Annotated in this window: 22 protein-coding genes and 1 tRNA gene; 5 read left to right on the forward strand and 18 right to left on the reverse strand. The window is 62.8% G+C overall.

Annotated features, from left to right (window positions below; genetic code table 11):
• Nucleotides 1-2: 2 nt before the first annotated feature.
• The 7 genes from ribB to K3179_RS11455 all read right to left on the reverse strand — a co-directional run bounded on the left by ribB (nucleotide 3) and on the right by K3179_RS11455 (nucleotide 7292).
• Nucleotides 3-1241: a 3,4-dihydroxy-2-butanone-4-phosphate synthase gene (ribB, locus tag K3179_RS11425; protein WP_221565188.1), complete on the reverse strand. Its 1239-nt coding sequence runs from the start codon at nucleotides 1239-1241 to the stop codon at nucleotides 3-5.
• A 109-nt stretch (nucleotides 1242-1350) separates the two neighbouring features.
• Nucleotides 1351-1426: transfer RNA gene (locus tag K3179_RS11430), tRNA-Lys, on the reverse strand.
• A 107-nt stretch (nucleotides 1427-1533) separates the two neighbouring features.
• Nucleotides 1534-2652 (reverse strand): rod shape-determining protein RodA, encoded by a 1119-nt coding sequence (rodA, locus tag K3179_RS11435; protein ID WP_221565191.1) that lies wholly within the window; start codon nucleotides 2650-2652, stop codon nucleotides 1534-1536.
• Nucleotides 2649-4793, reverse strand: a complete 2145-nt coding sequence (mrdA, locus tag K3179_RS11440; RefSeq protein ID WP_221565193.1) for a penicillin-binding protein 2 — start codon at nucleotides 4791-4793, stop codon at nucleotides 2649-2651. Before mrdA ends, rodA begins: the two co-directional genes overlap by 4 nt.
• Entirely contained in the window at nucleotides 4793-5344 is a 552-nt protein-coding gene (locus K3179_RS11445) for a rod shape-determining protein MreD (RefSeq protein WP_221565195.1), read from the reverse strand. Before K3179_RS11445 ends, mrdA begins: the two co-directional genes overlap by 1 nt.
• Nucleotides 5344-6234 (reverse strand): rod shape-determining protein MreC, encoded by an 891-nt coding sequence (gene mreC, locus K3179_RS11450; RefSeq protein ID WP_221565196.1) that lies wholly within the window; start codon nucleotides 6232-6234, stop codon nucleotides 5344-5346. The genes K3179_RS11445 and mreC overlap by 1 nt, the downstream gene beginning before the upstream one ends.
• 14 nt (nucleotides 6235-6248) lie before the next feature.
• The gene (locus K3179_RS11455; RefSeq protein ID WP_221565198.1) at nucleotides 6249-7292 is read right to left on the reverse strand and encodes a rod shape-determining protein; all 1044 of its coding nucleotides are present in this window, start codon (nucleotides 7290-7292) and stop codon (nucleotides 6249-6251) included.
• A gap of 195 nt (nucleotides 7293-7487) precedes the next feature.
• On the opposite strand from K3179_RS11455, the gene mutL reads away from it, so the two are divergent.
• Both mutL and K3179_RS11465 read left to right on the forward strand, forming a co-directional pair.
• Nucleotides 7488-9290: a DNA mismatch repair endonuclease MutL gene (mutL, locus tag K3179_RS11460; RefSeq protein WP_221565200.1), complete on the forward strand. Its 1803-nt coding sequence runs from the start codon at nucleotides 7488-7490 to the stop codon at nucleotides 9288-9290.
• Nucleotides 9290-9787 carry a hypothetical protein gene (locus K3179_RS11465; protein ID WP_221565202.1) on the forward strand — a complete coding sequence of 166 codons (498 nt, stop codon included), beginning with the start codon at nucleotides 9290-9292 and terminating at the stop codon, nucleotides 9785-9787. The genes mutL and K3179_RS11465 overlap by 1 nt, the downstream gene beginning before the upstream one ends.
• Nucleotide 9788: 1 nt before the next feature.
• Here K3179_RS11465 and K3179_RS11470 read toward each other — a convergent pair whose 3' ends face one another.
• The 5 genes from K3179_RS11470 to ychF form a co-directional block, all read right to left on the reverse strand.
• The gene (locus tag K3179_RS11470) at nucleotides 9789-10247 is read right to left on the reverse strand and encodes a MaoC family dehydratase (protein ID WP_221565204.1); all 459 of its coding nucleotides are present in this window, start codon (nucleotides 10245-10247) and stop codon (nucleotides 9789-9791) included.
• A gap of 15 nt (nucleotides 10248-10262) precedes the next feature.
• On the reverse strand, nucleotides 10263-11003 hold the full coding sequence (locus tag K3179_RS11475; RefSeq protein WP_221565206.1) for a MauE/DoxX family redox-associated membrane protein: 741 nt from the start codon (nucleotides 11001-11003) through the stop codon (nucleotides 10263-10265).
• Nucleotides 11004-11039: 36 nt separating this feature from the next.
• Complete coding sequence (locus K3179_RS11480) at nucleotides 11040-11849, reverse strand: DUF1206 domain-containing protein (RefSeq protein ID WP_221565208.1); 810 nt, start codon at nucleotides 11847-11849, stop codon at nucleotides 11040-11042.
• Nucleotides 11850-11914: 65 nt separating this feature from the next.
• Nucleotides 11915-13195, reverse strand: a complete 1281-nt coding sequence (locus K3179_RS11485; RefSeq protein ID WP_221565210.1) for an alkaline phosphatase family protein — start codon at nucleotides 13193-13195, stop codon at nucleotides 11915-11917.
• A gap of 16 nt (nucleotides 13196-13211) precedes the next feature.
• Nucleotides 13212-14312, reverse strand: a complete 1101-nt coding sequence (ychF, locus tag K3179_RS11490) for a redox-regulated ATPase YchF (RefSeq protein ID WP_221565222.1) — start codon at nucleotides 14310-14312, stop codon at nucleotides 13212-13214.
• Between the two features lie 100 nt (nucleotides 14313-14412).
• Between ychF and K3179_RS11495 the strand changes: the two genes are divergently transcribed.
• Nucleotides 14413-15936 (forward strand): tetratricopeptide repeat protein, encoded by a 1524-nt coding sequence (locus K3179_RS11495; RefSeq protein ID WP_221565224.1) that lies wholly within the window; start codon nucleotides 14413-14415, stop codon nucleotides 15934-15936.
• Between the two features lie 67 nt (nucleotides 15937-16003).
• On the opposite strand, the gene K3179_RS11500 is transcribed toward K3179_RS11495, so the two are convergent.
• The 6 genes from K3179_RS11500 to K3179_RS11525 all read right to left on the reverse strand — a co-directional run bounded on the left by K3179_RS11500 (nucleotide 16004) and on the right by K3179_RS11525 (nucleotide 21188).
• Nucleotides 16004-16723: a cistern family PEP-CTERM protein gene (locus K3179_RS11500; RefSeq protein ID WP_221565226.1), complete on the reverse strand. Its 720-nt coding sequence runs from the start codon at nucleotides 16721-16723 to the stop codon at nucleotides 16004-16006.
• 128 nt (nucleotides 16724-16851) lie between these two features.
• Nucleotides 16852-17424, reverse strand: a complete 573-nt coding sequence (pth, locus tag K3179_RS11505; protein WP_221565228.1) for an aminoacyl-tRNA hydrolase — start codon at nucleotides 17422-17424, stop codon at nucleotides 16852-16854.
• A gap of 45 nt (nucleotides 17425-17469) precedes the next feature.
• Nucleotides 17470-18465: an SDR family oxidoreductase gene (locus K3179_RS11510; protein WP_221565230.1), complete on the reverse strand. Its 996-nt coding sequence runs from the start codon at nucleotides 18463-18465 to the stop codon at nucleotides 17470-17472.
• A gap of 114 nt (nucleotides 18466-18579) precedes the next feature.
• Nucleotides 18580-19275, reverse strand: a complete 696-nt coding sequence (locus tag K3179_RS11515) for a 50S ribosomal protein L25/general stress protein Ctc (protein WP_221565232.1) — start codon at nucleotides 19273-19275, stop codon at nucleotides 18580-18582.
• A gap of 114 nt (nucleotides 19276-19389) precedes the next feature.
• The gene (locus tag K3179_RS11520) at nucleotides 19390-20271 is read right to left on the reverse strand and encodes a TraB/GumN family protein (protein ID WP_221565234.1); all 882 of its coding nucleotides are present in this window, start codon (nucleotides 20269-20271) and stop codon (nucleotides 19390-19392) included.
• Entirely contained in the window at nucleotides 20271-21188 is a 918-nt protein-coding gene (locus K3179_RS11525) for a TraB/GumN family protein (RefSeq protein WP_221565236.1), read from the reverse strand. The genes K3179_RS11520 and K3179_RS11525 overlap by 1 nt, the downstream gene beginning before the upstream one ends.
• A 210-nt stretch (nucleotides 21189-21398) precedes the next feature.
• Between K3179_RS11525 and K3179_RS11530 the strand changes: the two genes are divergently transcribed.
• Nucleotides 21399-22298 (forward strand): glycine--tRNA ligase subunit alpha, encoded by a 900-nt coding sequence (locus tag K3179_RS11530; RefSeq protein WP_221565238.1) that lies wholly within the window; start codon nucleotides 21399-21401, stop codon nucleotides 22296-22298.
• Nucleotides 22295-24454 (forward strand): glycine--tRNA ligase subunit beta, encoded by a 2160-nt coding sequence (gene glyS, locus K3179_RS11535; RefSeq protein WP_221565240.1) that lies wholly within the window; start codon nucleotides 22295-22297, stop codon nucleotides 24452-24454. Before K3179_RS11530 ends, glyS begins: the two co-directional genes overlap by 4 nt.
• The last annotated feature ends 118 nt before the right edge of the window (nucleotides 24455-24572 follow it).

Consider the following 24572-nt stretch of genomic DNA (forward strand, 5'->3'; position numbering starts at 1 on the left):
GCTTACTCCGGAATGGGACGGTGATCGACGATGTTGAGGCCGTAACCTTCGATCGCGATGACATTGGGTTGTGAATTGCTGAGCAGGATCATGTCCTCGACACCCAGGTCCGCGAGGATCTGCGAGCCGATACCGACATTGCGCTGGGCTTCGTTTTCGCCATAGCCGCTTGCTGGCCTACCGGTAATGATGACGATGATGCCCGAACCGTGCTCGCCGACGGCCTGCATGGCGCGTTGGAGTGTGCGTTTGCGGGGGCCCGGCTTACCCAGCACATCGTCGAAGATCGAGATCGGATGCACGCGGGTGAGGGTGGCTTCGCCCTCCTTCACGTCGCCCTTTTGAAGGACATAGGATTCGCTGCCGTCGACCGTGTTGCGATAGGTCAACATTTTCCAGTCGCCGCCGTAGTCGGATTCGAACGTGTCCTCTGCGATCCGCTCGACCAGATGGTCGTGGCGCATGCGATATTCGATCAGGTCGCGGATCGTGCCGATCTTCATGTCGTGCTTGCGCGCGAACGCGACCAAGTCGTCGAGGCGGGACATGGTGCCATCCTCGTTCATGATCTCGCAGATCACGCCCGAGGGGTTGAGGCCGGCGAGGCGCGAAATGTCGACTGCCGCTTCCGTGTGACCGGCACGAACCAGCACGCCCCCATCGCGTGCAGTGAGGGGGAAGACGTGACCGGGCGTGACGATATCATCGGGGCCCTTGGTCGCATCGATGGCGACCGAAACCGTGCGCGAGCGGTCGGCCGCGCTGATGCCGGTGGTGACGCCAGTCTTTGCCTCGATCGAGGTGGTGAAGGCCGTCTGCATGCTCTCGCGGTTGTCGCGGCTCATGGGCTCGAGACCGAGTTCCTCGACGCGCTTGCGATCGAGCGAAAGGCAGATCAAACCGCGCCCGTGGGTGGCCATGAAATTGATGGCATTGGGCGTCGCCATCTGGGCCGGGATGATGAGATCGCCTTCGTTCTCGCGGTCCTCGTCATCGACGAGGATGAACATCCGGCCGTTGCGGGCTTCGTCGATGATCTCCTCTGTGCCGACGATGACGGGAGTTTCGTCATTCGCCTCCAGGAATGCCTCAAGCTTGGCCAGGGTGTCGGCAGTGGGGTTCCAGCTGTCTTCGGTGCAATCGCGCAAGGTATTGGCGTGCAAACCTGCGGCGCGAGCCAGACCGGCGCGGGTCATCAGGCCTTGGGAGACTAGGGTGCGAACTTTCTCGATGGTGTTCATGCGGCTCGCCTAATCACATTCAAATGTGATGTCAAATCTCAGCCACACACGCCAATGGTTTTCGCGGACGAGCGCGATGACTAATTCGCTATGTCGATAGGGAGGAAAATGGTGGACGCACTAGGGCTCGAACCTAGGACCCGCTGATTAAGAGTCAGCTGCTCTACCAACTGAGCTATGCGTCCACTCTCACGGTTTGACCGCGTTCCGGCCCGGTGGTGCGGGCGGCCCCCGACTCGGGGGAGGCGCTCATATAGCGGGTGTCGTTCGGAATAAAAGGCCTAAATCGCAATCAGGCCATCAGGCCGCGTTTCGGCGCATTGAGGTTCCAGCGGTGGACCATCATCAGAACGCCGATACAGATCATGTTCGTCATCATCGAACTGCCGCCGTGGCTGACGAAGGGGAGGGGGATGCCCACCACCGGCGCGAGGCCCATAACCATCATGAGATTGATGGAGACATAAAAGAAGATCGTTGCGGTCATGCCTGCTGCGAGCAGCTTGCCGAAGCGGTCCGAGCTGTCGCGAGCGACCCTGAAACCCCACCTCAGGATTACGGCAAATGCGCCAATCACGAAGAGGCCGCCTGCAAATCCCCATTCTTCGGCCATAGTCGCGAAAACGAAGTCCGTGTGGGGTTCGGGAAGATAGTTGAGATGGCTTTGCGAGCCTTCATTGAAACCCTTCCCGAACAGGCCGCCCGACCCGATCGCGATCTTCGACTGGGTGATCTGGTAGCCCTCGCCAAGCGGATCGCTCTCCGGGTCGAGGAAGGTGGTCACGCGGTCCTGCTGGTAGGGCTTGAGCGCAAAGAAGAATGCCAGCGGTATGGCTGCCAGCCCTGCAGCCCCCGCCATTACAAACCAGCGCAGCGGAAGCCCGGCAAAGAACATGACAAGCCCCCCGCCAAACGCGATGGCGAGCGAGGTGCCAAGGTCCGGCTGCAGGAGCACGAATGCCATGGGCAGTACTATGATCGCACCTGCGGGAATCAACGCTCGCCAGGTCGGGATCATCCCCACAGGCAGGCTGTCGTAAAATCGTGCAAGAGCGACCACGACTGCCGGTTTCATCAACTCCGATGGCTGAATGCGGATTGGACCGACTTCGAGCCAGCGCTGGCTGCCTCCGCCCAGCGTACCCATGATTTCCACCGCCATGAGGAGCAGGAGGACCACGATGTAGCCCGGATAGGCGAAGAATTTCACGAGGTCTTTCGAGAAACGGGAAATCACCACCGCCGCGATGAAGAATATCGCGAACCTGACAAGGTGCGACTCGGCATAGCGTGAGAAATCGCCCGCCGCCGCCGATGTGAGGACGAGCGCGCCGAACGCGATCAGACCGATCAGCGGGAAAAGCATCTGCCATGGCTGGCGTGCTACGGGGGCAGGGACGATCCCGCTCATTCCGGCACCGTACCGCTCGCAGGTGTGGCGGTTGCAGACGGAGTTGGCGCAGGCGCGGGAGCGGCTTGCGGAGGCGGCGAGGCGTCACGCACCTCTTGCGCAGTGCGTGTGTCCACGCGGGGCTGGATTGCTTCTTCGGCAAGCTGCTCGGGCTGGCGCGCAGCGACCCGTGCTTCCGCTTCGACCTGGTCGAAAATGTCTTCGTCTCGTGCGGGGACCGGCGGCACTGCTTCTCCGTTGGCCGCTGCATAAGCGCGATATTTGCGATCGAGCCGTTCCTGCGCGGTGCCGCCCCATTGTTCCTCCAGCGCGCGCAGCGCCTCCATTCCCTTTGCGGGATCGAACAGGAAGGTCATGACATCGCGCGCGATCGGGTAGGCGGCGCCCGAACCACCACCATGTTCGATCACGACAGCACCCGCGTATTTCGGTTTGTCGAAGGGTGCGAAGAACACGAACAGGCCGTGGTCGCGGTATTTCCAGGGCCCGCTTTTGCCGTCGGACACGCTGAGGGAGACGACCTGCGCCGTGCCGGTCTTGCCGGCCATAAGGATATCGTCGAACGGCAGGCGCGCGCGGCCTGCCGTACCGGGCCCGTTGACCGTATCGCTCATCGCCTGGCGAACGTAGTCGATTTCCGCCGGGGTGAAGGCGAAATGTTCGAACTTCGGCTTGTCATCCGTCAACCTGAGGCGCGGCAGAACCCGGTCGCCGGTGGCAAGGCGTGCCGCCATAACCGCCAGCTGCAGCGGATTGGTGAGATAATAGCCCTGTCCGATGGAGGAGTTCACCGTGTCGAACGGCTGCCATTCGCGCTCGAACTTGCGCTCTTTCCAGGCAGGCGACGGGACGGTGCCGTAGAACTGGCTCGTCACCGGGAGATCGAACTCCTCGCCAAGACCCATCTTCTTCGCCCAGTCTGCGACCTTCGCGAAACCGACCTGCTGGGCGAAGTGGTAAAAATAGCTGTCGCAGCTCTGGTAGATAGCCTTGGCCATGTCGACCCGGCCGTGATTGCTCCAGCAATTGAAGAAACGGTTGCCGATGCGCCGGCCGCCATTGCACATGATTGCTTCTTCCGGCTTCACCCCTGCGTCGAGGAAAGCCATGCAGTGCATCGGTTTTACGGTCGAACCCGGCGGGTAAAGGCCTTTCAGGACCTTGTTGCGCAACGGCACGCGCTCGTCGTCGCGGAGCATGGAATATTCGACGCGGCCGATCCCTGCCGAAAAGCTGTTCGGGTCGAAACTTGGCATGGAGGCCATGCACAAGAGATCGCCCGTTTCGCAATCCATGACCACGCAGGAACCGCTTTCCAGACCGATGCGACGCGCGGCATAATCCTGGAGCGGCCCGTCGATTGTCAGCCGGACGGGGTCGCCCTGAACGTCCTCGCGGGTTTCCAGGTCGCGCACGATCCGTCCTGAAGCCGTGACCTCGACGCGGCGGGCGCCGGGCTCGCCTCTCAGGTCCTGCTCGAACTGCTTTTCCAGCGCGTCCTTGCCGATCTTGTAACCCGGCGTGATGAGGATGGGATCGGGGTTTTCTTCGTATTCCTCGGCCGAGGCAGGGCCGACATAACCGATGAGATGTCCCACGCTTGGCCCGGTGGGATAAAAGCGGGAAAACCCCCGCTGCGGCACGACGCCGGGAAGATCCGGCAAGCGCACGCTGATTGCGGCGAACTGGTCGTAGTCGAGGCCCGTCGCCACCTCGATCGGCTGGAAACCGCGCGCGTCATCGATGCGCTTGGTGATGTCGGCAACCGTCGTAGCTTCGAGGTCGAGGATCTTCGCCAGTTCATCGATGGTCTTTTCCGCATCCTTCATCCGGTCGGGAATGACGTCGACGCGGAAATCGGCGCGGTTGGAGGCAAGGGGCGCTCCGTTCCGATCAAGGATCCAGCCACGGCGCGGCGGGATCAGCGACAGGTTGACGCGGTTGCTTTCCGATTCCAGCACCCAGCGCTCGTTCTCGGCGATGGCGATATAGGCCATCCGCGCTGCCAGAATGGTGCCTAGGCCGCCCATTCCTGCAGCAACCACGAAGGTGCGCCGATCGAAGGCGTTTTCGAGTGTCGTCTGGCTGACCAGGTCCTTCTGGCGACCAGCAATGCGGCTCCGGCGCGAGAATATGCCCATCAAACACGCTTCCAGCGGCGAAGGCGCAGCCTGTCGAGACGGGCCACGATGCGCGCGATGAAGGGGAAGATGAGGATGGACATCAGCAATTGGGGGACGAGTGCGACAAGGGACGGCAAAGTCGGTGTGGCACCGCTCAGCAGCCAGCCCGACAGGATATAGGCGATGACGAGTAAACCGGCCGTGAACCAGTCCTGCCAGAACGCTCGCCACGGTAGGCGCAGTTCCACGAACTCGATGACCAGCATCGATGCGGACCAGAACAGGATCGCGAAGCCGAAGGGCTGCCCGCTGAAGAGGTCGTCGAACAGGCCTAGCGGGAAGCCTGCCCAGACCGGCAGCAGCCCGGGCCGCACCAGGCGCCACGCGAGCAGGGTCAGGAAACCGAGCGGCGGCACCATCGGCAAAGCCGCGGCGATTGCGAAGACGGGCACCAGCGATCCGAGCAGGATCGACAGCCACGGAATGATATTGGCTAGCAGGGGGGAATGCGAACGATTGATGCGGCTGCCATAGGCATCGCTACGGGCGCGCGGCTCCATCCGCTCCATCAGTCGGTCAACTCCTCTTCGACCGGGGTCGTCGCACCGCTGGCGGCGTCGGGTTCGAAGATCGGTTCGATGGCAACGAAATCCGTAGCGGCCGGATCGCTGACGATGCGGGCAAGGCCTCCGTCGTCGGTCAGTTCGGTGACGATGGCGACGGCAATGCCCGGGGGATAATAGCCGCCGGCCCCGGAGGTGACGAACAGGTCGCCGACCTTGAGCGGATTGATCCCGAGATTGATCAGCTTGATGCGCAGCAGGCTGTCCCCGCGACCTTCGGCAAAAGCTACGGTTTCGTCGCCCGCGCGGCGGACGGGAAGGACGCTTTCGCTGTCGGTCAGCAGGAGCACACGCGAGGAATCGCTGCCGGTCTCCAGAATGCGCCCGACCACGCCGCGCGGCGAACGCACCGGCATGCCGACTTCCACCCCGTCATCCGAGCCGGCACCCAGATAGGCGAAGCGGCGGGTACTGGACGCGGTCGAACCGACCAGCCGTGCAACTGCCACCGGCGTGCGTTCCTGGTCCTGCAGGTCGAGCAGGCCCTTCAGGCGCACGTTTTCCTGGCGGACCGCCTCGGCCTCTTCCAGCCTGATGCGGGCCAGTTCCATTTCCCGCTTGAGCTCGGCATTTTTCGATCCGGCGCGATAGTAGCCGCTGATGGAATCCCACAGCGACTTGCTGCCCGTGCGGACGGTGGCCGCAGTTTCGGTAGCCGGGCTGACCGCATCCTGCGCTGCCGAACGCGGTCCGCCGAAGAAGCTGGGCTGGAAGAACGACAGGCCAAGCAGTACGGCGCCGATAAGGGCACCGATCCCGGCAATGATATAGCCGGTAAAAAGATTGTACTGCGCCCGCCGCGAATAGCTCGAGCGCCGTGTGCCGCTCGGCGCCATATCCTAAGCCTTCCTCAAGCCGTCATCAGGACGCCGCGATAGATCGGGTCCTCCATCGCACGGCCGGTGCCGATCGCGACGCAGGACAGCGGATCTTCAGCGATGGTGACGGGCAGGCCGGTTTCGTCGCGGAGATATTCGTCAAGCCCCTGGATGAGCGCACCGCCGCCGGTCAGCACGATGCCCTGGTCGACGATGTCGGCTGCCAGTTCGGGCGCGGTATTCTCGAGCGCGATACGCACGCCTTCGACAATGGCGCCGATAGGTTCGTTGAGCGCTTCGGCGATGTGGCCCTGGTTGATGGTGATTTCCTTCGGCACGCCGTTCACGAGATCGCGACCCTTGATCGTGATCTGTTCGCCGATCCCGTCTTCGGGGGAACGGGCGATGCCATAGTCCTTCTTGATCCGCTCCGCCGTGGAGTCGCCGATCAGCAGGTTGTGGTGTCGTCGCACGTAGGACACGATGGCTTCGTCCATCTTGTCGCCGCCGGTACGGACCGAGGTGGTATAGGCAAGGCCGCGCAGCGAGAGAACCGCGACTTCGGTCGTGCCGCCGCCGATGTCGACGACCATGCTGCCGACAGGCTCAGTCACGGGCATGTCGGCGCCGATAGCGGCAGCCATGGGTTCGAGGATCAGGTAGACCTGCGAGGCACCGGCATTCGATGCCGCATCGCGGATCGCGCGGCGTTCGACCGAGGTCGAGCCCGAGGGCACACAGATCGTGATCTCCGGATAGCGCATCAGGCTCTTGCGGCCGTTCACCTTGCGGATGAAGTGCTTGATCATTTCCTCGGCCACGTCGAGGTCGGCGATCACACCGTCGCGCAGCGGGCGGATGGCTTCGATGGAATCGGGCGTCTTGCCCATCATCATCTTCGCGTCGTCGCCAACGGCCTTCACGCGCTTCATGCCGTTGATCGTCTCGAGTGCGACCACGCTCGGCTCGTTCAGGACGATACCCTGATCCTGGACGTAGACCAGCGTATTGGCGGTACCGAGGTCGATCGCCATGTTCTGCACGCCGAATTTGAAGATGTTGTTCCAGAAGCCCATTTTGACGCGATTTTCCGTTAGAATTTGAAGAGGCGAGGGGCGGTCGGGGCCGCTCGCACCTGTTCCGGGGGGAAATGGTCCGGGGTCCTTAGCGATATTACGCTCCGAATGCCAAAAATTTCCGAGCCTTTGGCGTGGATTACCCACACGTGCCGTCTCGGATTTCCGGCGATTCGTCGCTAGGCTTGGATTTCCATGCCGACAATCCGCCGCCTACCCGACAATCTGGTCAACCGCATCGCTGCTGGCGAGGTGGTCGAACGCCCTTCTTCCGCGCTCAAGGAATTGGTCGAAAATGCCATCGACGCAGGGGCTTCGCGCATCGCAGTGAAGCTGGTCGAGGGCGGGTTGACCAGCCTCGAAGTGACCGATGACGGCTGCGGCATGACCCCCGACGAAATGGCGCTCGCACTGGAACGGCACGCGACGTCAAAACTGCCCGACGAGGCGATCGAGCAGGTCGCCACTCTCGGCTTTCGCGGAGAGGCCTTGCCAAGCATTGCCAGCGTGGCGCGCTTCAGCTTGGAAAGTCGTCCATCGGGCGCAGAGCAGGGCTGGAAGCGTGTAGTCGATCACGGGGCAGTCGTCTCCGAAGGGCCCGCCGCATTACCACCCGGCACGCGCGTCAGGGTCGAAAACCTCTTCGCCAAGATACCTGCACGCCGCAAATTCCTGCGCACCCCGCGCAGCGAATATGCGGCCTGCCTCGACGTCGTGCGCCGCCTCGCCATGGCGCGCCCGGACGTGGCGATTACGCTCGATCATGGGGATCGCCGTATCCTCGGGCTGCAAGGAGGCGAGGGGCTGGCCAACCGCGTGGCGCAGGTGATCGCGCGCGAATTGAAAGACAATGGCGTCGCCATCGACCTCGACCGGGGGACGATGCGCCTCACCGGCATCGCGGGCCTGCCGACCTACAACCGGGGCATCGCGGACCACCAGTATCTCTTCGTCAACGGCAGGCCGGTCAAGGACCGCTTGCTGACAGGCGCGGTACGCGGTGCCTATGCCGACATGCTTGCGCGCGACCGTCATGCGGTGCTCGCGCTATTTCTCGATCTTCCGGCAGAGGATGTCGATGTGAACGTCCATCCGGCCAAGACCGAAGTACGCTTTCGCGATGCGCAGGCAGTGCGCGGTTTCATCGTCTCCGGCTTGCGCCAGGCACTGGCAACCGGCGACAAGCGCAGCGCGCAATCGCCCGATGCGGGCGCAATGTCGCGCTGGCAGCGGGAGCCTATGCGCGACGAGCCGTCGCCCGCGCTACGCTCCATTTTCGAAGGACGCGACTGGTCGGCACCGCAATCGCGCGTCTCCGAAGCGAACGCATCGTGGCGCGGCGCCGAGGCGGACATCATGGCCGCACCGCGAGGTCGTGCCGAGGAAGCGGCTCCAGTCAAAGCTCAGGAGCAGGACTTCCCGCTCGGGATCGCGCGCGGGCAGGTGGCCAACACCTACATCGTGGCGGAGGCGAAGGACGGGCTCGTGCTCGTCGACCAGCACGCTGCGCATGAAAGGCTGGTGCTGGAACGTCTCAAGGCCGCCGGGGCTGAAGAGGCGGTCGCGCGCAGCCAGGCGCTGCTCATCCCCGAGGTTGTCGAACTGGACGAGGTGTCCTGTGACCGCCTTGAAAGCGCGGCCGATGCGCTGGCATCCCACGGCCTCACCATCGAACGGTTCGGGCCGTCTGCAATGCTGGTCCGCAGCCTGCCGCACGCCATCGCGCGCACCGATCCGGAAAAGCTCCTGCGCGATATCGACGACGATCTGGCGCTGAACGGTGAAGCGCTGCTGCTTGGCGAGAAGCTCGACCTCGTGCTGGCGACGATGGCGTGCCACGGGTCGGTCAGGGCAGGGCGCACGCTGCGGGTGGACGAGATGAACTCGCTCCTGCGCGAAATGGAACGCACGCCGCGTTCGGGCCAATGCAACCATGGACGTCCCACGTGGGTTAAGCTCTCTATGGAAGACGTAGAAAAACTGTTCGGGAGGCATTGATGCGCTGGATTATCGCGATTGCGCCCCTAGCTGTGGCCGCTTGCGGGCCAACGCCGGAAGAAAAGGCCGCAGCAGATGCGCGCGCCGTTGCGGAGGTCGAGGCGAACCAGGAGCCGCCGCCTGAAGAGCTTTTGCCGTCCCCGATTACTTTCGCGGATATCGAAAAGGCCGATATGTTCGGTGCAGGCTGCAATGTCCTGCCGGACACGGAAAGTGCAGGCGGGATTGCGATTGCCGTGGCCCAGTCCGACGCCGGGTACTTCAAGCGCGAGAATGAGATCATCCGCATGGCTGCCGACGCGGGGAGCAAGGAGTTGCCTTATCTCGCCCGCGAGAAATACAGCGGCCTCGCCTATTCCATGCGGATCGAGATCGACGAGGACGCTGGAAAGCAGTCGGGGGACGAGACGATCGACTACCCTTCAGTGCTCACCATCAGGGATGCGCAGGACCGCGTGGTCTATCGCAAAAGCGCCACCACCCAGTGCGGGGCGTGATCTAGTCCGATTCGCCGGGTTCGCGGGTCGCGATCAAGGCATTGGACACCATCTCCAGAACCATGTCGCCATCCTGGTTGAAGGTGCGAATGCGGCTTTTGAAGATGCCCATCTCGGGGCGTGACGCACTGCGGCGTTTCTCGATGATCTCGGTCTCGCAGCGCAAGCTGTCGCCCGGATAGACCGGCTTTTTCCAGCGTAGCTGGTCGACGCCGGGAGAGCCGAGACCGGCGGATTTCTCGGTCTTCATGTTCTCGACCATCATGGCCATCGTCATGCTGCACGTGTGCCACCCGCTGGCCGAGAGCCGCCCGAAATGCGTTGCCGCAGCCGCATCGTCATCGAGATGGAACGGTTGCGGATCGTACTTGCGCGCGAAGTCCATGACTTCCTCGCGGGTGACCTCGTAATGCCCGAATTCGCGGCGGTCGCCGACCTGGATGTCTTCGTAGAATTTCATGCCTGACGGTCTGGATTACAGGGCGGGACGAAGCAACATCCAAATGCCCATGCCCATCATGGCGAGGTTTTCTGAGAGTGATACGAAGCCGAGCGGCACGTTGCCGCTGCCGCCGACGCAGGCGCATTTGATCTCGCGCTTCTGTATGTAGACCGCATAGAACACGCTCACCGCACCAACCGTGCCGATGAAGAGGGCAATCGGGACCGAAAGGGCCGGGAGAAGTCGCCCGGCCATGAGGATTGCAGTCAGCGCTTCGAGGAATGGATAGGCGTAGGCGTAGGGCACCCAGCGCCGCCCGAGCAGGTCATAGCCGACGAACATGCTCGAAAACTGTTCGACATCCTGCAACTTGAGCATGGCCAGCATCGCCATCGAGAACGCGAAGAACCATTCCGTACCGCGCACGGTGACCGGCGATCCATACACGAACATGCTCAGAGCGAAGGCGAGGCCCGCCGCGACTGCGAAGACCGCAATGACGGGCTGGTAGCTCGTCTCGCCCTTGTCCTTGACCTTGCGATTGAAGAAACGACGCAGGTCTTCGTGACCACCTATCCGCTTCCCGTCGATAAAGGTCTGCGGGGTCGTCTGAACCCCGTGCTCGGCCTTGAATGCGTCGGTCTCTTCGCGGGTGGTGAGGTGATGGTCTTCCACCTCGTACCCTTCGCTTTCGAGCAGGTATTTCGACTTGATGCCGTAGGGACAGACATGCTTGTCCATCACCATCCGATATAGTTTCGCCGTCTTGGTCATGGCCGGTAAATATACCCCCTAGGGGTATGTTTCAAGTCACGCCCTGAACTTCGGCACTCCTGCGCTGGAGTCGAGTTCCGGAATGATGCGGTAGCGCGCAAGGATAAGGCTGAAGAGCCCGAACAGCATCAGACCGATCGCGGTAAGGGTGAAGACAAACCCTTCTCCGGCAAGGCTGGCTACCGCGTCGCCCAGCGTCTTGATCTGGTCTGCACCGCCCGACATGAAGCCGGCCTGGATCAGCGACCAGCCGATAACGAGATAGACGACCGCGCGGGCAAGGAAGCCTGCGCCGCCCAGCCAGCGTGTGGCATCGGGTGCCTGCGCGCTGATGCGGTTCATGAAGCTGCCGGTGAGGCCCTTCTTCGCTTGATGCACGGCTGCGATGAAAAGTGCGACGCCAAGTGCACCGAGAACGAAGCCGCCGAGTTCGAAAGACAGAACGCCCGAAGCGGCTTCTTGCGCTCCGCCACTACCGGATCCGCCGCCCGAGCCTTCGCTGCCGGCGAACTTGTAGGCCGAATAAGCGAGGGCAAGGTGGGCAATGCCGCTACCCGCGTGGCCGAGGCGTTTGCCCCATCCCTTGGCGTCGGAGCCGTTGTTCTCGATATCGAAGAACAGGGAGCAGAAGCGGAAGAGGGCGTAGGCGATCAGGCCGATGACCATGATCCACAGGATAACGGTCCCCGCCGGATATTCCTCGATAGCGCGGAAAATGCCGTTCGTGCCCTCCGCGATCTTGCTGGAACTCGTGAGAGCGATCAGTCCGAGGACGAAATAGAGGATCGCGCGGCTGAAATAGCCCACGCGCACCAACCAGTTGAATTTCTCGGACTTGTCTACCACGCGCAAAGCTCCCTGTGTTTTGCATGCCTAACGGCAAGAGGGGGCGATGCGTTCCGAAGCTGCGCTTATTTAGATTGCGACAGGATGGCCATGAATGGCTCCAGAGTGCCGTCGGCGCGGTCGGCCTGCGGCAATCCGACCAGATGACGCAGCAGCGGCGCGATGCTGGTGTTCTGGAAAGATGCAAGCTGGCGACCTGCGGGGAAAGACGGACCGTTGGCGATGAACAGGGAAGCCATTTCTGGCGCAAAATTGTCGAAGCCGTGACTTCCGCCGGTCCATTCGTTTTCCGGACGCGAGCTGGAGATCGTCCACCCGGTTTCCGGGAGGCAGAAAATCGGCGGGATGCGATCGTGCGTGCCGTACTGGTACTTCGCCGGGATAGAGACTTTTTCCCAGCATTCCATCTTCGGGTGATCGGTATCGACCAGTGCCTTCACCAGCGCGGCCTCGTTACCTTCCGTCGGTTCGAAGGTCGCGTATGCCCCAGCTTCGACGAGGCGATAGAGGCCCTCGTCGAGCACTTCATCGAGGGCGATGACGCGCTCGGAACTGCTCGCCGCCATGCCGTGATCCGAAACGATGACGAGATCGGCCGGCTGTCCGAGCTTGCGCAATTCCGCCGTCAGCCGGGCGATGTGACTGTCCACGTCGCGCAGCGCCGCATTTACCTCTTCGCTATCGGGGCCGCCATCATGTCCGGCGGTGTCGACCGTATCGAAATAGAGTGTCACGAATTCGGGGCGGATATCGGCAGGACGCCTCGCCCAGTCGAGGACCGCGTTCACGCGCTGGGTGTTCGAGATCTGCATCGAGAACTGCTGCCAGTCGCTCGGCAGGACGCCGTCGGAGACCGGGCCCCATCCTTGCGCCGTGCCGCCCCATGGAACGGCAGAGCCCGGCCAGAACATGGCCGCGCTGCGAATGCCGGCTTCTTCCGCCTCGACCCAGACCGGCTTGGCTTCGTTCCACCAATAGGGATCGACCGTCGCCATGGTGAAGGGCTCTTCGGGTCGACCCTGGTCTTCCATCCGGTTGGCCGTGATCCCGTGATGGTCGGGAACGAGGCCGGTCACCAGCGTCCAGTGGTTCGGGAAAGTCTTGGTCGGGAACGACGGACGCATCGAAGCGGTGACGCCGCCATCGGCAAGGGCGGACAGAGTAGGCGTCAAGCCGCGGTCAAGATAGTCGGGATGGAACCCGTCGATCGACACGAGGATCGTCATGCGCTCGCGCTGCTCCGCAACAGCCGCCGGAGCGGACGCTATAGTTTCGACCTGCTGCGCGCAGCCTGCCGCGAGCGGGAGGATGGCAAGGGCGAGGGCCGTCGGGAGCGAGCGCTTCATTCCGGGTACTCCGGTATCAGACGTTGAACTTGAACAGCATGACATCGCCGTCCTGGACGAGGTATTCCTTGCCTTCCTGGCGCAGCTTGCCGGCTTCGCGGGCACCGCTTTCGCCATTGAGCGCGACGTAATCGTCGTAAGCGATGGTTTCGGCGCGGATGAAGCCCTTCTCGAAATCCGTGTGGATTTCGCCAGCGGCCTGCGGGGCCTTGGCACCTTCGGGGAAGGTCCAGGCGCGGGCTTCCTTGGGGCCAGCGGTGAAGAAGGTATTGAGACCCAGCAGGCGGTAACCGGCGCGGATCACGCGGCTGAGGCCGCTTTCCTCGAGACCCAGTTCGGCGAGGTATTCGGCGCGATCGTCGGCGTCCATCGCCACCAGCTCGCTTTCGATGGCGGCGGAAACCACCACGGCCTGCGCACCTTCGGCCTCCGCCTTGGCGAACACCAGCGCGGACAAATCGTTGCCCTTCGCGGCGTCTTCTTCACCGACGTTGCAAACGTAGAGCACGGGTTTCGCAGTCAGAAGCTGCGCCTGTTCGAAAACGCGGGCCTCTTCCTCGTCCTTGGGTTCGGTGAGACGCGCGGGCTTGCCGTCGCGCAGCAGGGCCAGCGCCTGGCCGAGCACGCTGGCGATCAGCTTGGCTTCCTTGTCGCCTGCCGTCGCACGCTTTTCCGCATTGGGTACGCGCTTTTCCAGGCTTTCGAGGTCTGCCAGCATGAGCTCGGTTTCGACAACCTCGGCATCGGCTATCGGATCGACCTTGTTGGCGACGTGCTGGATGTCGTCATCTTCGAAACAGCGCAGGACATGCACCACCGCATCGACTTCGCGGATGTTACCGAGGAACTGGTTGCCGAGGCCTTCGCCCTTGCTGGCGCCCTTCACGAGACCAGCGATATCCACGAACGCCAACTGCGTCGGGATGATCTTGGCCGAACCGGCGATGGCGGCAATCTTGTCGAGCCGCTCGTCAGGGACTGCGACCTGGCCGACATTCGGCTCGATCGTGCAGAACGGATAGTTCGCAGCCTGTGCGGCCTGCGTTTCGGTCAATGCATTGAAAAGGGTAGACTTGCCGACATTTGGCAGGCCGACGATCCCGCAACGGAAACCCATCGAAAACTCCGGATATAGTGATATGTGGCTGCCCTTAGCCGTGAGGTCTCTCGATTGCCAGCTTCACGATCGGTTTAACCTTGTTTGCTAGGCTTAGCGGATGACCAGAACGCCCTCCTTCCTGTCGCTTTTCGCCATCGCCGCTTCGCTGGCCGCCTGTTCGCCCGATCCGGACAGCAGTTTTGCACGCGGCGAGGAAGCTTTTGCCCAGCACGATTACCGCGCTGCACGCGTCGCCCTGATCGCGGGGCTTCGCGAAAAACCCGAGAATGTGGAGATGCGGGCCATGCTTGCGCGCACCCAGATTGCACTTGGCGATGGCGAGGGAGCGGTGGTGACCCTGGACCGCCTGTCCGAAAGCGACAGGACGCGGCCGGAATTCGCTATCCTCCGCGGCGAGGCGGAAATTCTGCGCGGCCGCTATGAAGAGGCGGCCGCATCGGTCGAGGGTCTGGAACTGGCGGGTGCCGACCGGATCCGCGCGCTGGCGCTGCTGGCGGAGGGCGATATCGACGGCGCGGCCGAGGCATTTGCACAAGGGGAAGGGCGCGAAAGCCAGGACCCGCGCTTGCTGGCATCCTACTCCCGTTTCGAGTTGGCGCGCGGCGACACCGAACGGGCCGCAGCACTGGCATCGCGAGCTATCAATGTGGACAAGGCTTCGATCGAAGCGCAACTCGCCGCCGCGCTCGTCGCGCGCGCGCAGGGCAGGCTTCCTGTGGCCTTGCGGTCTTACGAGACTGCGCTCGGCCTGCATTCGGCGAATTTCGAAGCGCGGCTCGGCAAGGCCGAGGTGCTGGTGGAGATGGAAGACTTCCAGCAAGCGGCGCCGCTGGTCGCGGGTCTTGCCAAGGAAGCGCCGGAGAACCGGGCCATCGAACTGCTGCGCGCCAAGCTCGCCGCGCGCGACGAGGATTGGGGACAAGTGCGCGACATCCTGCAGCGGTACGAAGGCGAAATGGACGAAAGTCCGGGCCTCAGGCTGGCCTATGGTGAGGCCCAGTTGGAGCTTGGCTATCCGGTCCAGTCGCTTGCCTTGTTGCAGCCGATGCTCGCTGCAAATCCGTCGCGGCGCGACCTCAGGGTTCTCGTTGCGCGGGCGCATCTGAAGGCAGGCAGCGCCGGCGACGCGCTCGACACGATCGAACTGGTCGCCATCAGGCCCGATGCCCGTCCGCAGGAACTGGCGCTCGCTTCCGAGGCGGCGAAGGAACTGGGCAGTCCCAAAGCCGCCGACTACGCCTCGCGCGCGAAGCAGGTCACACCGCAGTGGGTCGGCGGCGAGCTGGCCAAGGCCGACCAGGCGCTACGCAACCGGCAATGGGAAAGCGCAGAGGCAAGCTATGAGGCTATCCTTGAGCGTGGCGGGGCGCGCAATGCGATGGTCCTGAACAATCTTGCCTATGCGAAATCGCGTTTGGGCAAGAAAGACGAAGGGTTAAAGCTGGCGCTCGAAGCGGTGAAGGCATCCCCCCAGAATGCTTCGATCCTCGATACGGCAGGCACGCTGCTGGTCGAGACGGGTTCGCGTGAACGCGGCATCCGGATGCTGGAAAAGGCGGCTGCTCTGGATCCTGACAACGCCCGCATAGCGCGGCGCCTGGCGGCTGCGCGCAAGCAGTAGCCCGGGCCGGACGAGCAAACGGCACCCCAACCGAAGTTGGCGTGCCGTTAGCCCCTAGTGAACTGGATTAGCTGTAGGATACGGTCGCCGCTGCCGGCTTCACTTCGCGGCGGCGGCGGGTGCCGGCGAAGATCATCAGGGCGGCAAGGCCGAAGAGCAGCATCATGTTCGGCTCCGGCACTTCATTGCCCGAGCTGGTGCTGGTCGAGACCTGGCGGCCGCTTGCCGAAGTGATGTCGCCAGCGCCGCTGACCGACTGGTAGCGGACGTAGAAATCGTCGAGCGTCAGGCTGGTGAGCGCGCTGGCGAACGAAAGCGCCAGCGTGCCGGTGCCGGTTTCGCCGCCGAAAACACCACCCTTGTTACCGGCGCACGAGCCCGTGTTGGCTGCCTGGAAGCAGACATCGACGGTGCCGATTTGGTTCGGATAATTGCTATTGGTATTGGTGAAGTTGTACGTGCCGGTGCTGGTCGCGCCACTGATTTCGGGATCGGTGTTGAACGCGAAGCTGGACACACGGGCATCGACGCCAGAGCCGGTATCGCTCGTATTGGTCATCGAATAATCGAAGTTGTAGACGTTGCCGACGATCGAGGTGAGCGTGAGGATGAGCTGCGAGCTCAGGCCGGGCACGGTGACATCGCCGTTCACGAAGCCATCGAAATCGATGGTAAAGCTTTCGCCGACTTCGTTTGCGTCGAGCAGGATCGGTTCTGCCGCTGCTGGAGTCGAGGCCAGAAGGCCGAGACCTGCAACTGCCGAGAAAACAAGATTACGCGTGTTCATCAAACCGTCCCCACCGAAAGGTAAATTCGCCTTTAGCCAAGTTCGTTGGTCCTGTCACTAAAATTGCATTTCGTGAAACGGCAAAAAGCAGGTTGTTTCATTTGGAGACACACTTGGCCTGCGCGCGCTCAGTCAACCTGTTGGCGAAGCGCGATTTCGCTCATGAATCGGGCGTCGTCGCCCTTCGCGAGCCAGTCCGCCTCTGCCGAAATGGCGGCCAGCATATCCGTCAGATCGTCCATCTCCGCCTTCGCGTAATTGCCGAGGACATGGCCGGTCACCCGGTCCTTGCTGCCGGGATGGCCGATACCGATTCGCACGCGGCGGAAATCCGGCCCGAGATGCTGGTTGATGGAGCGCAGGCCATTGTGGCCGGCAAGGCCTCCGCCGCGGCGGACCTTGATCTTGAAAGGCGCGAGGTCGAGCTCGTCATGGAAGACGGTCAGGTCCTCCACTTCCAGCTTGTAGAACCGCAGCGCCTCGCCGACCGAACGGCCGCTTTCGTTCATATAGGTCGCGGGTTTGAGCAGGATGATCTTTTCGGTCCCGATGCGGCCTTCCTGAACCCAGCCGGAAAACTTCTTTTGCACCGGGCCGAAGCCGTGCATTTCCGCGATCACGTCGCATACCATGAACCCGATATTGTGCCGGTGAAGGGCGTATTTGGGTCCGGGATTTCCGAGGCCTGTCCAGATTTGCATGGGCCAGCGCCATAAAGCCTGCGCGCGTCAGGGCAAGTCGCTGCGTCAGTCGTGCACGGCCTTCACCAGCGGACCGAGGAAAGGCGAGCCGCCAAGCCAGTCGACCTGTGTCTTCGCACTGACCTCGTTGATCGCGGTCTGCGGGATGCTTCCGCCGCTGACGGGCTGGCGGACGGGCCGTGTTCCCGGCGGCATGGCAAGGATGCTTGCCATCACGCGGGGAATATCCATCGGATCGGCCGACCGTCCGGAGCCGTCTTCTTCTCCCATCCGGGCAACGACCTGCGGATAGCCATCCGTATGCCGCGCATTCGCCCGGGCCGCGAGATCGCCGGAATAGCGATTGCGGTTGACCCAGACCTTCGTGGGATAGCCGCCCGGCTCGATCACGGTCACCTCTATATTGTGCGGCACCAACTCGTAGGCGAGCTGTTCGCCCATGGCTTCGACGGCGAACTTGGTCGCGGAATAATGTCCGCCATAGGGGATGATGACCCGGCCAAGCTGGCTGGAGATGCTGAAGATATGGCCGCTCTTGCGCGACCGCATCCCCGGCAGGACCGCGCGCACCAGCCGGTGATAGCCGAATACGTTCGTATCGAAAGCGAGCTTCGTCGCCTCCATGTCCTGCACTTCGACGGGGCCGGTAATCCCGATGCCCGCATTGTTGACGAGCACGTCCATGGGTCCGCCATTGATCCGCTCGGCTTCGGCAACCGCGGCAAGGACCATCTCGTCGTCGAGCACGTCGAGTTCGATGACATGGAGGTCTAGGTCCTTGTCCGCGGCAAGCTGGCGCAATTCGTTGCCTTCAGGCCGCGGCAAATTGCGCATTGTCGCAAAGACCTTTGCGCCGAGTTCGGCGAAATGGAGTGCGCTGAGGCGGCCGAACCCGCTGGAGCAGCCGGTAATGAGAATGGCTTGGCCGGACAGGTCGGGCGCCGCGCTGACGCTGTTACCCTGCGCGCGCGCAGCGGCAGCGGCGAGGGCGCCGGTGGCGGCGGCACCTGCGAGGAGAGTGCGGCGATTGATCGATGGCATGGGCTTGGCTCCTTGTTCGCCAGCCAGCCTATCGCATCATGCGCACAAACGAAAACGCCGGACTTCGATAGGAAGCCCGGCGTTTCGATTTTTCCGGAATGGAAGAAGAGGCGATTACTCGCTCTTGTCTTCCTGTTCCTCGGCCGCGTCGGCGTCCGGACCCTGCTCGGTAGCGGCGGTTTCGCCAGCTTCCATGTCTTCGCCGGTCTGGTCTTCGCCTTCTTCGGTTTCCGACTTCTTCAGAGCGGACGGAGCAACGAGGGTTGCGATCGTGAAGTCGCGATCGGTGATCGCGCTTTCGCTACCTGCGGGCAGCGTAACTTCGCTGATGTGGATCGAATCGCCGACTTCCTTGCCGGTGACGTCGATTTCGATCTCGCTCGGGATCTTGTCGTTTTCGCAGACAAGTTCCAGCTCGTGACGGACGACGTTGAGAACGCCGCCCTTCTTGAGGCCCGGCGACGCTTCTTCGTTGGTGAAGACGACGGGGACCGAAACTTCGATCTTGCCGCCCTTGACCATGCGGAAGAAGTCAACGTGCTCGGGGCGATCGTTGACGGGGTGGAGCGACACGTCCTTGGGAAGGGTCTTGATCTTCTTGCCGCCGAGTTCGATTTCGACGATCGAGTTCATGAAGTGGCCGGTGTCGAGCTGCTTGACCAGCTCCTTGGCTTCAACGTGAATCAGGGTGGGTTCTTCCTTGCCGCCATAGATTACGGCGGGGACGCGGCCTTCACGACGCAGTGCACGGGAGGCTCCCTTGCCAGCCCGTTCGCGCGCCTCGGCCGGAAGTGTCAGAGCATCGCTCATGTCGCTTACCTTTCGAATGCATTTGAGTACTTCGGTCCGCCACGCCTCCAGGGATGACCATGACGCCGAAGGGCGCGCGTATAGCGGCATCGCGCGCAAAAGCAAGCGTGAAGCCTACTGGATGCGCCGGACCTTGAACCCGCGTTGTTCGAGGAGCCACTGCACGCTTCCATCGCCCAACAGATGTCCCGCGCCGACGGCAATCAGCGGCCTGTCGGGAGCGCTCAGCAGGTTTTCGATCTGGGCGGCCCACGCGATGTTGCGCCGGACCAGCAGGGCTTCCCGCAGTTCCGGATCCGCGAGCAGCCCCTCGCGGGTCGTCTTCTCCAGTGCGGACAGGTCTCCGCTGGACCAGATGGCGGCGAGATCGACGCGGTCTTCCGGCTGCTTCGCCACTTCCTCGATGATCGCCTCCAGCAGGTCGCGCTGTTCCTTCTCGGGCAGGCCGTCGAAAATCGACAATTGCAGTTTCGCGCCTTCCAGTTCGACGATCTCGCGGTCATCGAACTGCATCAGCAGGATCTTGTCGGCGCCGAACTCGCTCGAATGGGCGCGCCCGAAGTCCGCCAGCGCAAGCGCCGCCGCCCAGGTTTCCATCGCGTCGAACGATCCGGCATCCACGCCTTCGCGGCTCTCGATAGTGCGCAGCCTGTCGCGCGACACGGGATCGAGCCTGGCATAAAGCGGGTATTCGGGCGGGGCGTCATAGGCGAGCGCGCGGAACATTTGTTCCAGCCCGCCGCGATCGTCGAGGCCCGATACCTCGACCACCAGCATGTCGGCATCGGCGGCGATCTCTTCCAGTTGCGGCGACTGCCAGGCGAGGTCGCGGGGGAGGGAATGGACCGTACCGAATAGCCATCCTTCGGTGAGATCGTCCGGGCCGGTAATCTCCCACAAGGCCGGATAGTCTGCATCGGCGCCGGCGCTACCGCTCTCGCCCTGACAGGATGCCAGCGCGAGCGCACAAAGCAGGGGCGCGGCCCAGCCTCTCATCAGCGGATGCGGGTAACCGTAACGCCGCGCGTTTCGAGGAAGGACTGGACGCTTTTCTCGCCCGCAAGATGTCCCGCGCCGACGGCCATGAACACCGTACCGGGCTGGTCCATCCTGTCGTCGATCCATTCCGCCCAATTGGCGTTGCGGTTGTAGAGCAGGGCGTTGGCGACCGTCTGGTCGGTCAGGCCGACGTTCATGACCTTCGCCAGTTCATCCACATCGCCTTCCATCCATTCGACGACCATCTGGTCGACCATTTCGATCATCGCATTGGGATTGCGCGCGGATGCCATGAGAAATTCGATCTGTGCATCCTGGGGGAGGGCATCGAAGATCGCGATCTGGCCTTCGAGTGTTTCCAGTGCTTCCCGCTTACGCTCGGCACCCGCATTGGTGTCGATGATCTTCTCGACGCCGCTTTCGGGATCGTAGCCTTTCTGCAGCAGCGGGAGGATTGCCATCGTCATTCCGGCGAACCACGGCTCGAACCGGTCGAAAGCGCCCGGCGGCATACCCAGCGAACCCAGCGCGCTTTCGTAAGCCGTGCGATCGTCGTCGGTAAGCATGTCACGCAGCGACATATCGGCCGGAAGCGTCGCCTTGCGGGCGATCGCGAGCTGGCTTGCAGGATCGTTCATCTCGTCGGGCAAGATTTCGGTCACCACCGTGTCGGACGCGGCAAGGGCACTGGAGATCTCCTCGTCGAACCATTCGACGCCATCGGGCAGCGCATGCACGGTCCCGAAGAGATAGATCGTCGTGTCGGCATCCGAAACGCTCCAGATCGCTGGGCCACGGGAGTCCTCTTCTACGGGCGCGACCGCCGTTTCGACCGGCGCACCATAGGCACAGGCCGAGGCGGACAGCAGGGCGAAAGCCGAGGCCGCGGCGGTGAAAGTCTTGCGAAGGTTCATTTCATTCTCTTCCACTTCCAGTCGGGCGAATAGTTTGATCGCTCCGGCAGAACTGCCAGACCACGCATCGGGCGTTCCTGACAAGCGGAAAAACCGTCACTCGTTCCGGTTTGGTATTACATCGAACCTGCCTGCGCCGTCTTTAGCTCAGTGGATTGGGGCGGTATTGCGCCATTGACCGGATTTGGCCCTTGCGCCATTGCGCCGCGCATGGACCGCAATCCCCAAAAATCCTTCCAGGATATGATCCTTGCGCTGCACGATTTCTGGAGCGCGCATGGCTGCCTCATCCTCCAGCCCTACGACATGCGCATGGGCGCGGGCACCTTTCACACGGCGACCACGCTGCGCGCGCTTGGGCCGGAACCGTGGAATGCGGCGTTCGTGCAGCCCTGCCGCCGCCCGACGGATGGTCGCTATGGCGAAAACCCGAACCGGCTGCAGCACTATTACCAATACCAGGTGATCCTGAAGCCGAGCCCGCCGGACATCCAGGACCTCTACCTCGAAAGCCTGCGCGTCATCGGTATCGACCCGCTCAAGCACGATATCCGCTTCGTGGAAGACGACTGGGAAAGTCCGACGCTGGGCGCTTGGGGCCTTGGCTGGGAAGTCTGGTGCGACGGGATGGAAGTCACCCAGTTCACCTATTTCCAGCAGATGGGCGGCTTCGACTGCAAGCCGGTTGCGGGCGAGCTGACCTACGGGCTCGAACGTCTCGCGATGTATATCCAGGGCGTCGACAACGTCTACGATCTCGACTTCAACGGGCAGGGCGTCTCCTATGGCGACGTCTTCCTCGAAAACGAGAAGCAGATGTCGAAGTGGAACTTCGAAGTTGCTGAGACCGATGCGCTGTTCGACCTGTTCAACAAGGCCGAGGCCGAGTGCAAGAACGCGCTCGCGCACAACGTCCCCATCGCCGCTTACGAGCAGGCGGTGGAAGCCAGCCACATCTTCAACCTTCTGCAGGCGCGGGGTGTGATCAGCGTGCAGGAACGCGCCAGCTACATGGGCCGCGTCCGCGACCTCGCGCGCGGCAGCTGTGAAGCGCACATGGAAAAGGAAGCGCCCGTCTGGGCCGAGAAATATCCGGAGTGGTCGAAATGAGCGACTTCCTCCTCGAACTGCGCAGCGAAGAAATCCCGGCCCGCATGCAGGCGGGTGCGCGCGGCGAACTCGAAAAGCTGTTCCGCCGCGAGATGGATGCCGCCGGTGTCGAATGCGGCGAGATCACCGTCTGGTCGACGCCGCGCCGCCTCGCGCTGATTGCGCGCGGCCTTCCGGAAGTGACCAAGGCGGTCAGCGAGGAGCTGAAGGGTCCGCCCGTCGGTGCTCCCGACCAGGCGCTCGAAGGTTTCTGTCGCAAGGCGGGCGTCGAGAAGGGCGATCTCGAAACCCGCGATGTGAAGGGCAGGGCGACCTATTTCGCCGTGAAGAACATACCGGGCCGCGCGACGAAGGACCTGCTCGCCGAGGCGATCCCCGCGATCATCCGTGACTTCAGCTGGCCCAAGTCGATGCGCTGGGGTGCTGCTTCGATCAGCACCGAGAGCCTGCGCTGGGTGCGCCCGTTGTCGGGCATCGTAGCGCTGCTGGGCGACGACGTGGTCGAATGCGAGGTGCATGGCGTTACCTCCGGCTCGGTCACGCTGGGACACCGCTTCCACCATTCGGGCGACATCACCATCGGCAATGCTGATGACTATGCGATGAAGCTACGCGCCGGTCATGTCATCGTCGACCATGAGGAACGTCAGGACCTGATCCGCTCGGGCGCGGCCAAGGTTGCCAGTGAAGCCGGTCTCACGCTGATAGAGGACGAGGGGCTGGTGATCGAGAACGCGGGCCTCACCGAATGGCCGGTCCCGCTGCTCGGCCGGTTCGAGGAAGACTTCCTCGAAGTCCCGCCAGAGACGATCCAGCTTACCGCGCGCGTGAACCAGAAGTATTTCGTCTGCGAAGACGCGCAGGGTGAACTCGCAAACGCCTTCATCTGCACCGCCAATATCGAGGCGGAAGACGGCGGCGCGCGCGTGGTCGACGGCAACCGCAAGGTCCTCGCCGCCCGCCTGTCCGACGCGCGCTTCTTCTGGGATGTCGATCGCAAGAAGACCCTCGCCGAGCACGCCAAGGGTCTGGAGCGGATCACCTTCCATGAAAAGCTGGGCACTGTAGCCGACAAGGTCGACCGCGTGGCCAAGCTGGCCGACTGGCTTGTGTTCGACGCCAAGGCTCCCAACGGCGATCACAATTTGGCGCGTCAGGCTGCCAAACTGAGCAAGGCCGATCTCGTGACCGAAATGGTCGGAGAATTCCCCGAACTACAGGGCCTGATGGGCGGCTACTACGCCAAGGCTGAAAGTCTCCCGGCGGAAGTCGCCGCAGCGATCCGCGATCACTACAAGCCCGTCGGCGCAAATGACGAAGTGCCCACAGCACCGACCACGGTGGCCGTGAGCCTAGCCGACAAGCTCGACAATCTGCTCAGCTTCTTCAAGATCGACATCCTGCCGACCGGCTCGAAGGACCCGTTCGCGCTGCGCCGTGCGGCGCTCGGCTACCTCCGCCTTGTCCAAGCAAACGATCTCAGGCTCTCGCTCGACGAAGTTGCGCATGCCTGGGCAAGCAAGCCCATGCCCAACTTGGCCGAAAAGCTTGCCGACTTCCTGCTCGACCGCCTCGCCGTGCAATTGCGCGATGAAGGTGTGCGCCACGACTACGTGCAGGCCTCGCGCAGCTGGCAGGGCCGCCCCGACCAGCGTATCGATCGGGTCGAAGGTCGGGCGAGGGCGCTCGCCGCGTTCCTCGGTACAGAAGACGGCGCGAACCTGCTCGCCGGATACAAGCGCGCCGCCAACATCCTCAAGAAGGAAGACTGGCACGGCGCGGAAGGCGAGATCGCGCGCACCGGCGAAGAAGACCCGCTGGCACTGGTCGACGATCCCGACATGAAGGCGGTGATCGATGCCAAGATGAACGAGCGCCATGCCAGGGAGCTTTCCTACACACCCGAACCTGCCGAAAAGGCACTGATGGATGCCCTGGCGACTTCGGAACCGGCGGCCGCCCAGGCCATTGAAGCGGAAGACTTCTCCGGCGCGATGGCGGCTTTGGCCTCCCTGCGCGCACCCATCGACCGTTTCTTCGATGAAGTGACGGTAAATGCGGATGAAGAAAACAAGCGGGCACACCGCCTGGAGCTGCTTGCAGCCTTCCGTGCTGCAGTGCACAAAGTCGCCGACTTCTCTCGTATCGAGGGGTAATCCCTTCGGTATGAGTGTCACCTTCGGCAAAGCGCCGCAGACCCCCGCATTTCCGCGGGTTCGGCGGCAGGAAATACGGGTGACGCACTGTCGCCTTTGTAAACTTTGAGGGATACTA

The organism is Qipengyuania intermedia (assembly GCF_019711615.1).
Classification (GTDB): domain Bacteria; phylum Pseudomonadota; class Alphaproteobacteria; order Sphingomonadales; family Sphingomonadaceae; genus Qipengyuania; species Qipengyuania intermedia.

Coding starts and splice junctions, on each gene's coding strand:
- K3179_RS11455 (WP_221565198.1), bottom strand. CDS start 7,292: ATGGGCTTCTGGAACAACATCTTCAAATTCGGCGTGCAGAACATGGCG.
- glyS (WP_221565240.1), top strand. CDS start 22,295: ATGAGCGACTTCCTCCTCGAACTGCGCAGCGAAGAAATCCCGGCCCGC.
- rodA (WP_221565191.1), bottom strand. CDS start 2,652: ATGAGCGGGATCGTCCCTGCCCCCGTAGCACGCCAGCCATGGCAGATG.
- K3179_RS11510 (WP_221565230.1), bottom strand. CDS start 18,465: ATGCCATCGATCAATCGCCGCACTCTCCTCGCAGGTGCCGCCGCCACC.
- mreC (WP_221565196.1), bottom strand. CDS start 6,234: ATGGCGCCGAGCGGCACACGGCGCTCGAGCTATTCGCGGCGGGCGCAG.
- K3179_RS11495 (WP_221565224.1), top strand. CDS start 14,413: ATGACCAGAACGCCCTCCTTCCTGTCGCTTTTCGCCATCGCCGCTTCG.
- pth (WP_221565228.1), bottom strand. CDS start 17,424: ATGCAAATCTGGACAGGCCTCGGAAATCCCGGACCCAAATACGCCCTT.
- ribB (WP_221565188.1), bottom strand. CDS start 1,241: ATGAACACCATCGAGAAAGTTCGCACCCTAGTCTCCCAAGGCCTGATG.
- K3179_RS11530 (WP_221565238.1), top strand. CDS start 21,399: ATGGACCGCAATCCCCAAAAATCCTTCCAGGATATGATCCTTGCGCTG.
- K3179_RS11465 (WP_221565202.1), top strand. CDS start 9,290: ATGCGCTGGATTATCGCGATTGCGCCCCTAGCTGTGGCCGCTTGCGGG.
- K3179_RS11485 (WP_221565210.1), bottom strand. CDS start 13,195: ATGAAGCGCTCGCTCCCGACGGCCCTCGCCCTTGCCATCCTCCCGCTC.
- mutL (WP_221565200.1), top strand. CDS start 7,488: ATGCCGACAATCCGCCGCCTACCCGACAATCTGGTCAACCGCATCGCT.
- mrdA (WP_221565193.1), bottom strand. CDS start 4,793: ATGGGCATATTCTCGCGCCGGAGCCGCATTGCTGGTCGCCAGAAGGAC.
- K3179_RS11445 (WP_221565195.1), bottom strand. CDS start 5,344: ATGGAGCGGATGGAGCCGCGCGCCCGTAGCGATGCCTATGGCAGCCGC.
- K3179_RS11475 (WP_221565206.1), bottom strand. CDS start 11,003: ATGACCAAGACGGCGAAACTATATCGGATGGTGATGGACAAGCATGTC.
- K3179_RS11500 (WP_221565226.1), bottom strand. CDS start 16,723: ATGAACACGCGTAATCTTGTTTTCTCGGCAGTTGCAGGTCTCGGCCTT.
- K3179_RS11470 (WP_221565204.1), bottom strand. CDS start 10,247: ATGAAATTCTACGAAGACATCCAGGTCGGCGACCGCCGCGAATTCGGG.
- ychF (WP_221565222.1), bottom strand. CDS start 14,312: ATGGGTTTCCGTTGCGGGATCGTCGGCCTGCCAAATGTCGGCAAGTCT.
- K3179_RS11515 (WP_221565232.1), bottom strand. CDS start 19,275: ATGAGCGATGCTCTGACACTTCCGGCCGAGGCGCGCGAACGGGCTGGC.
- K3179_RS11525 (WP_221565236.1), bottom strand. CDS start 21,188: ATGAACCTTCGCAAGACTTTCACCGCCGCGGCCTCGGCTTTCGCCCTG.
- K3179_RS11520 (WP_221565234.1), bottom strand. CDS start 20,271: ATGAGAGGCTGGGCCGCGCCCCTGCTTTGTGCGCTCGCGCTGGCATCC.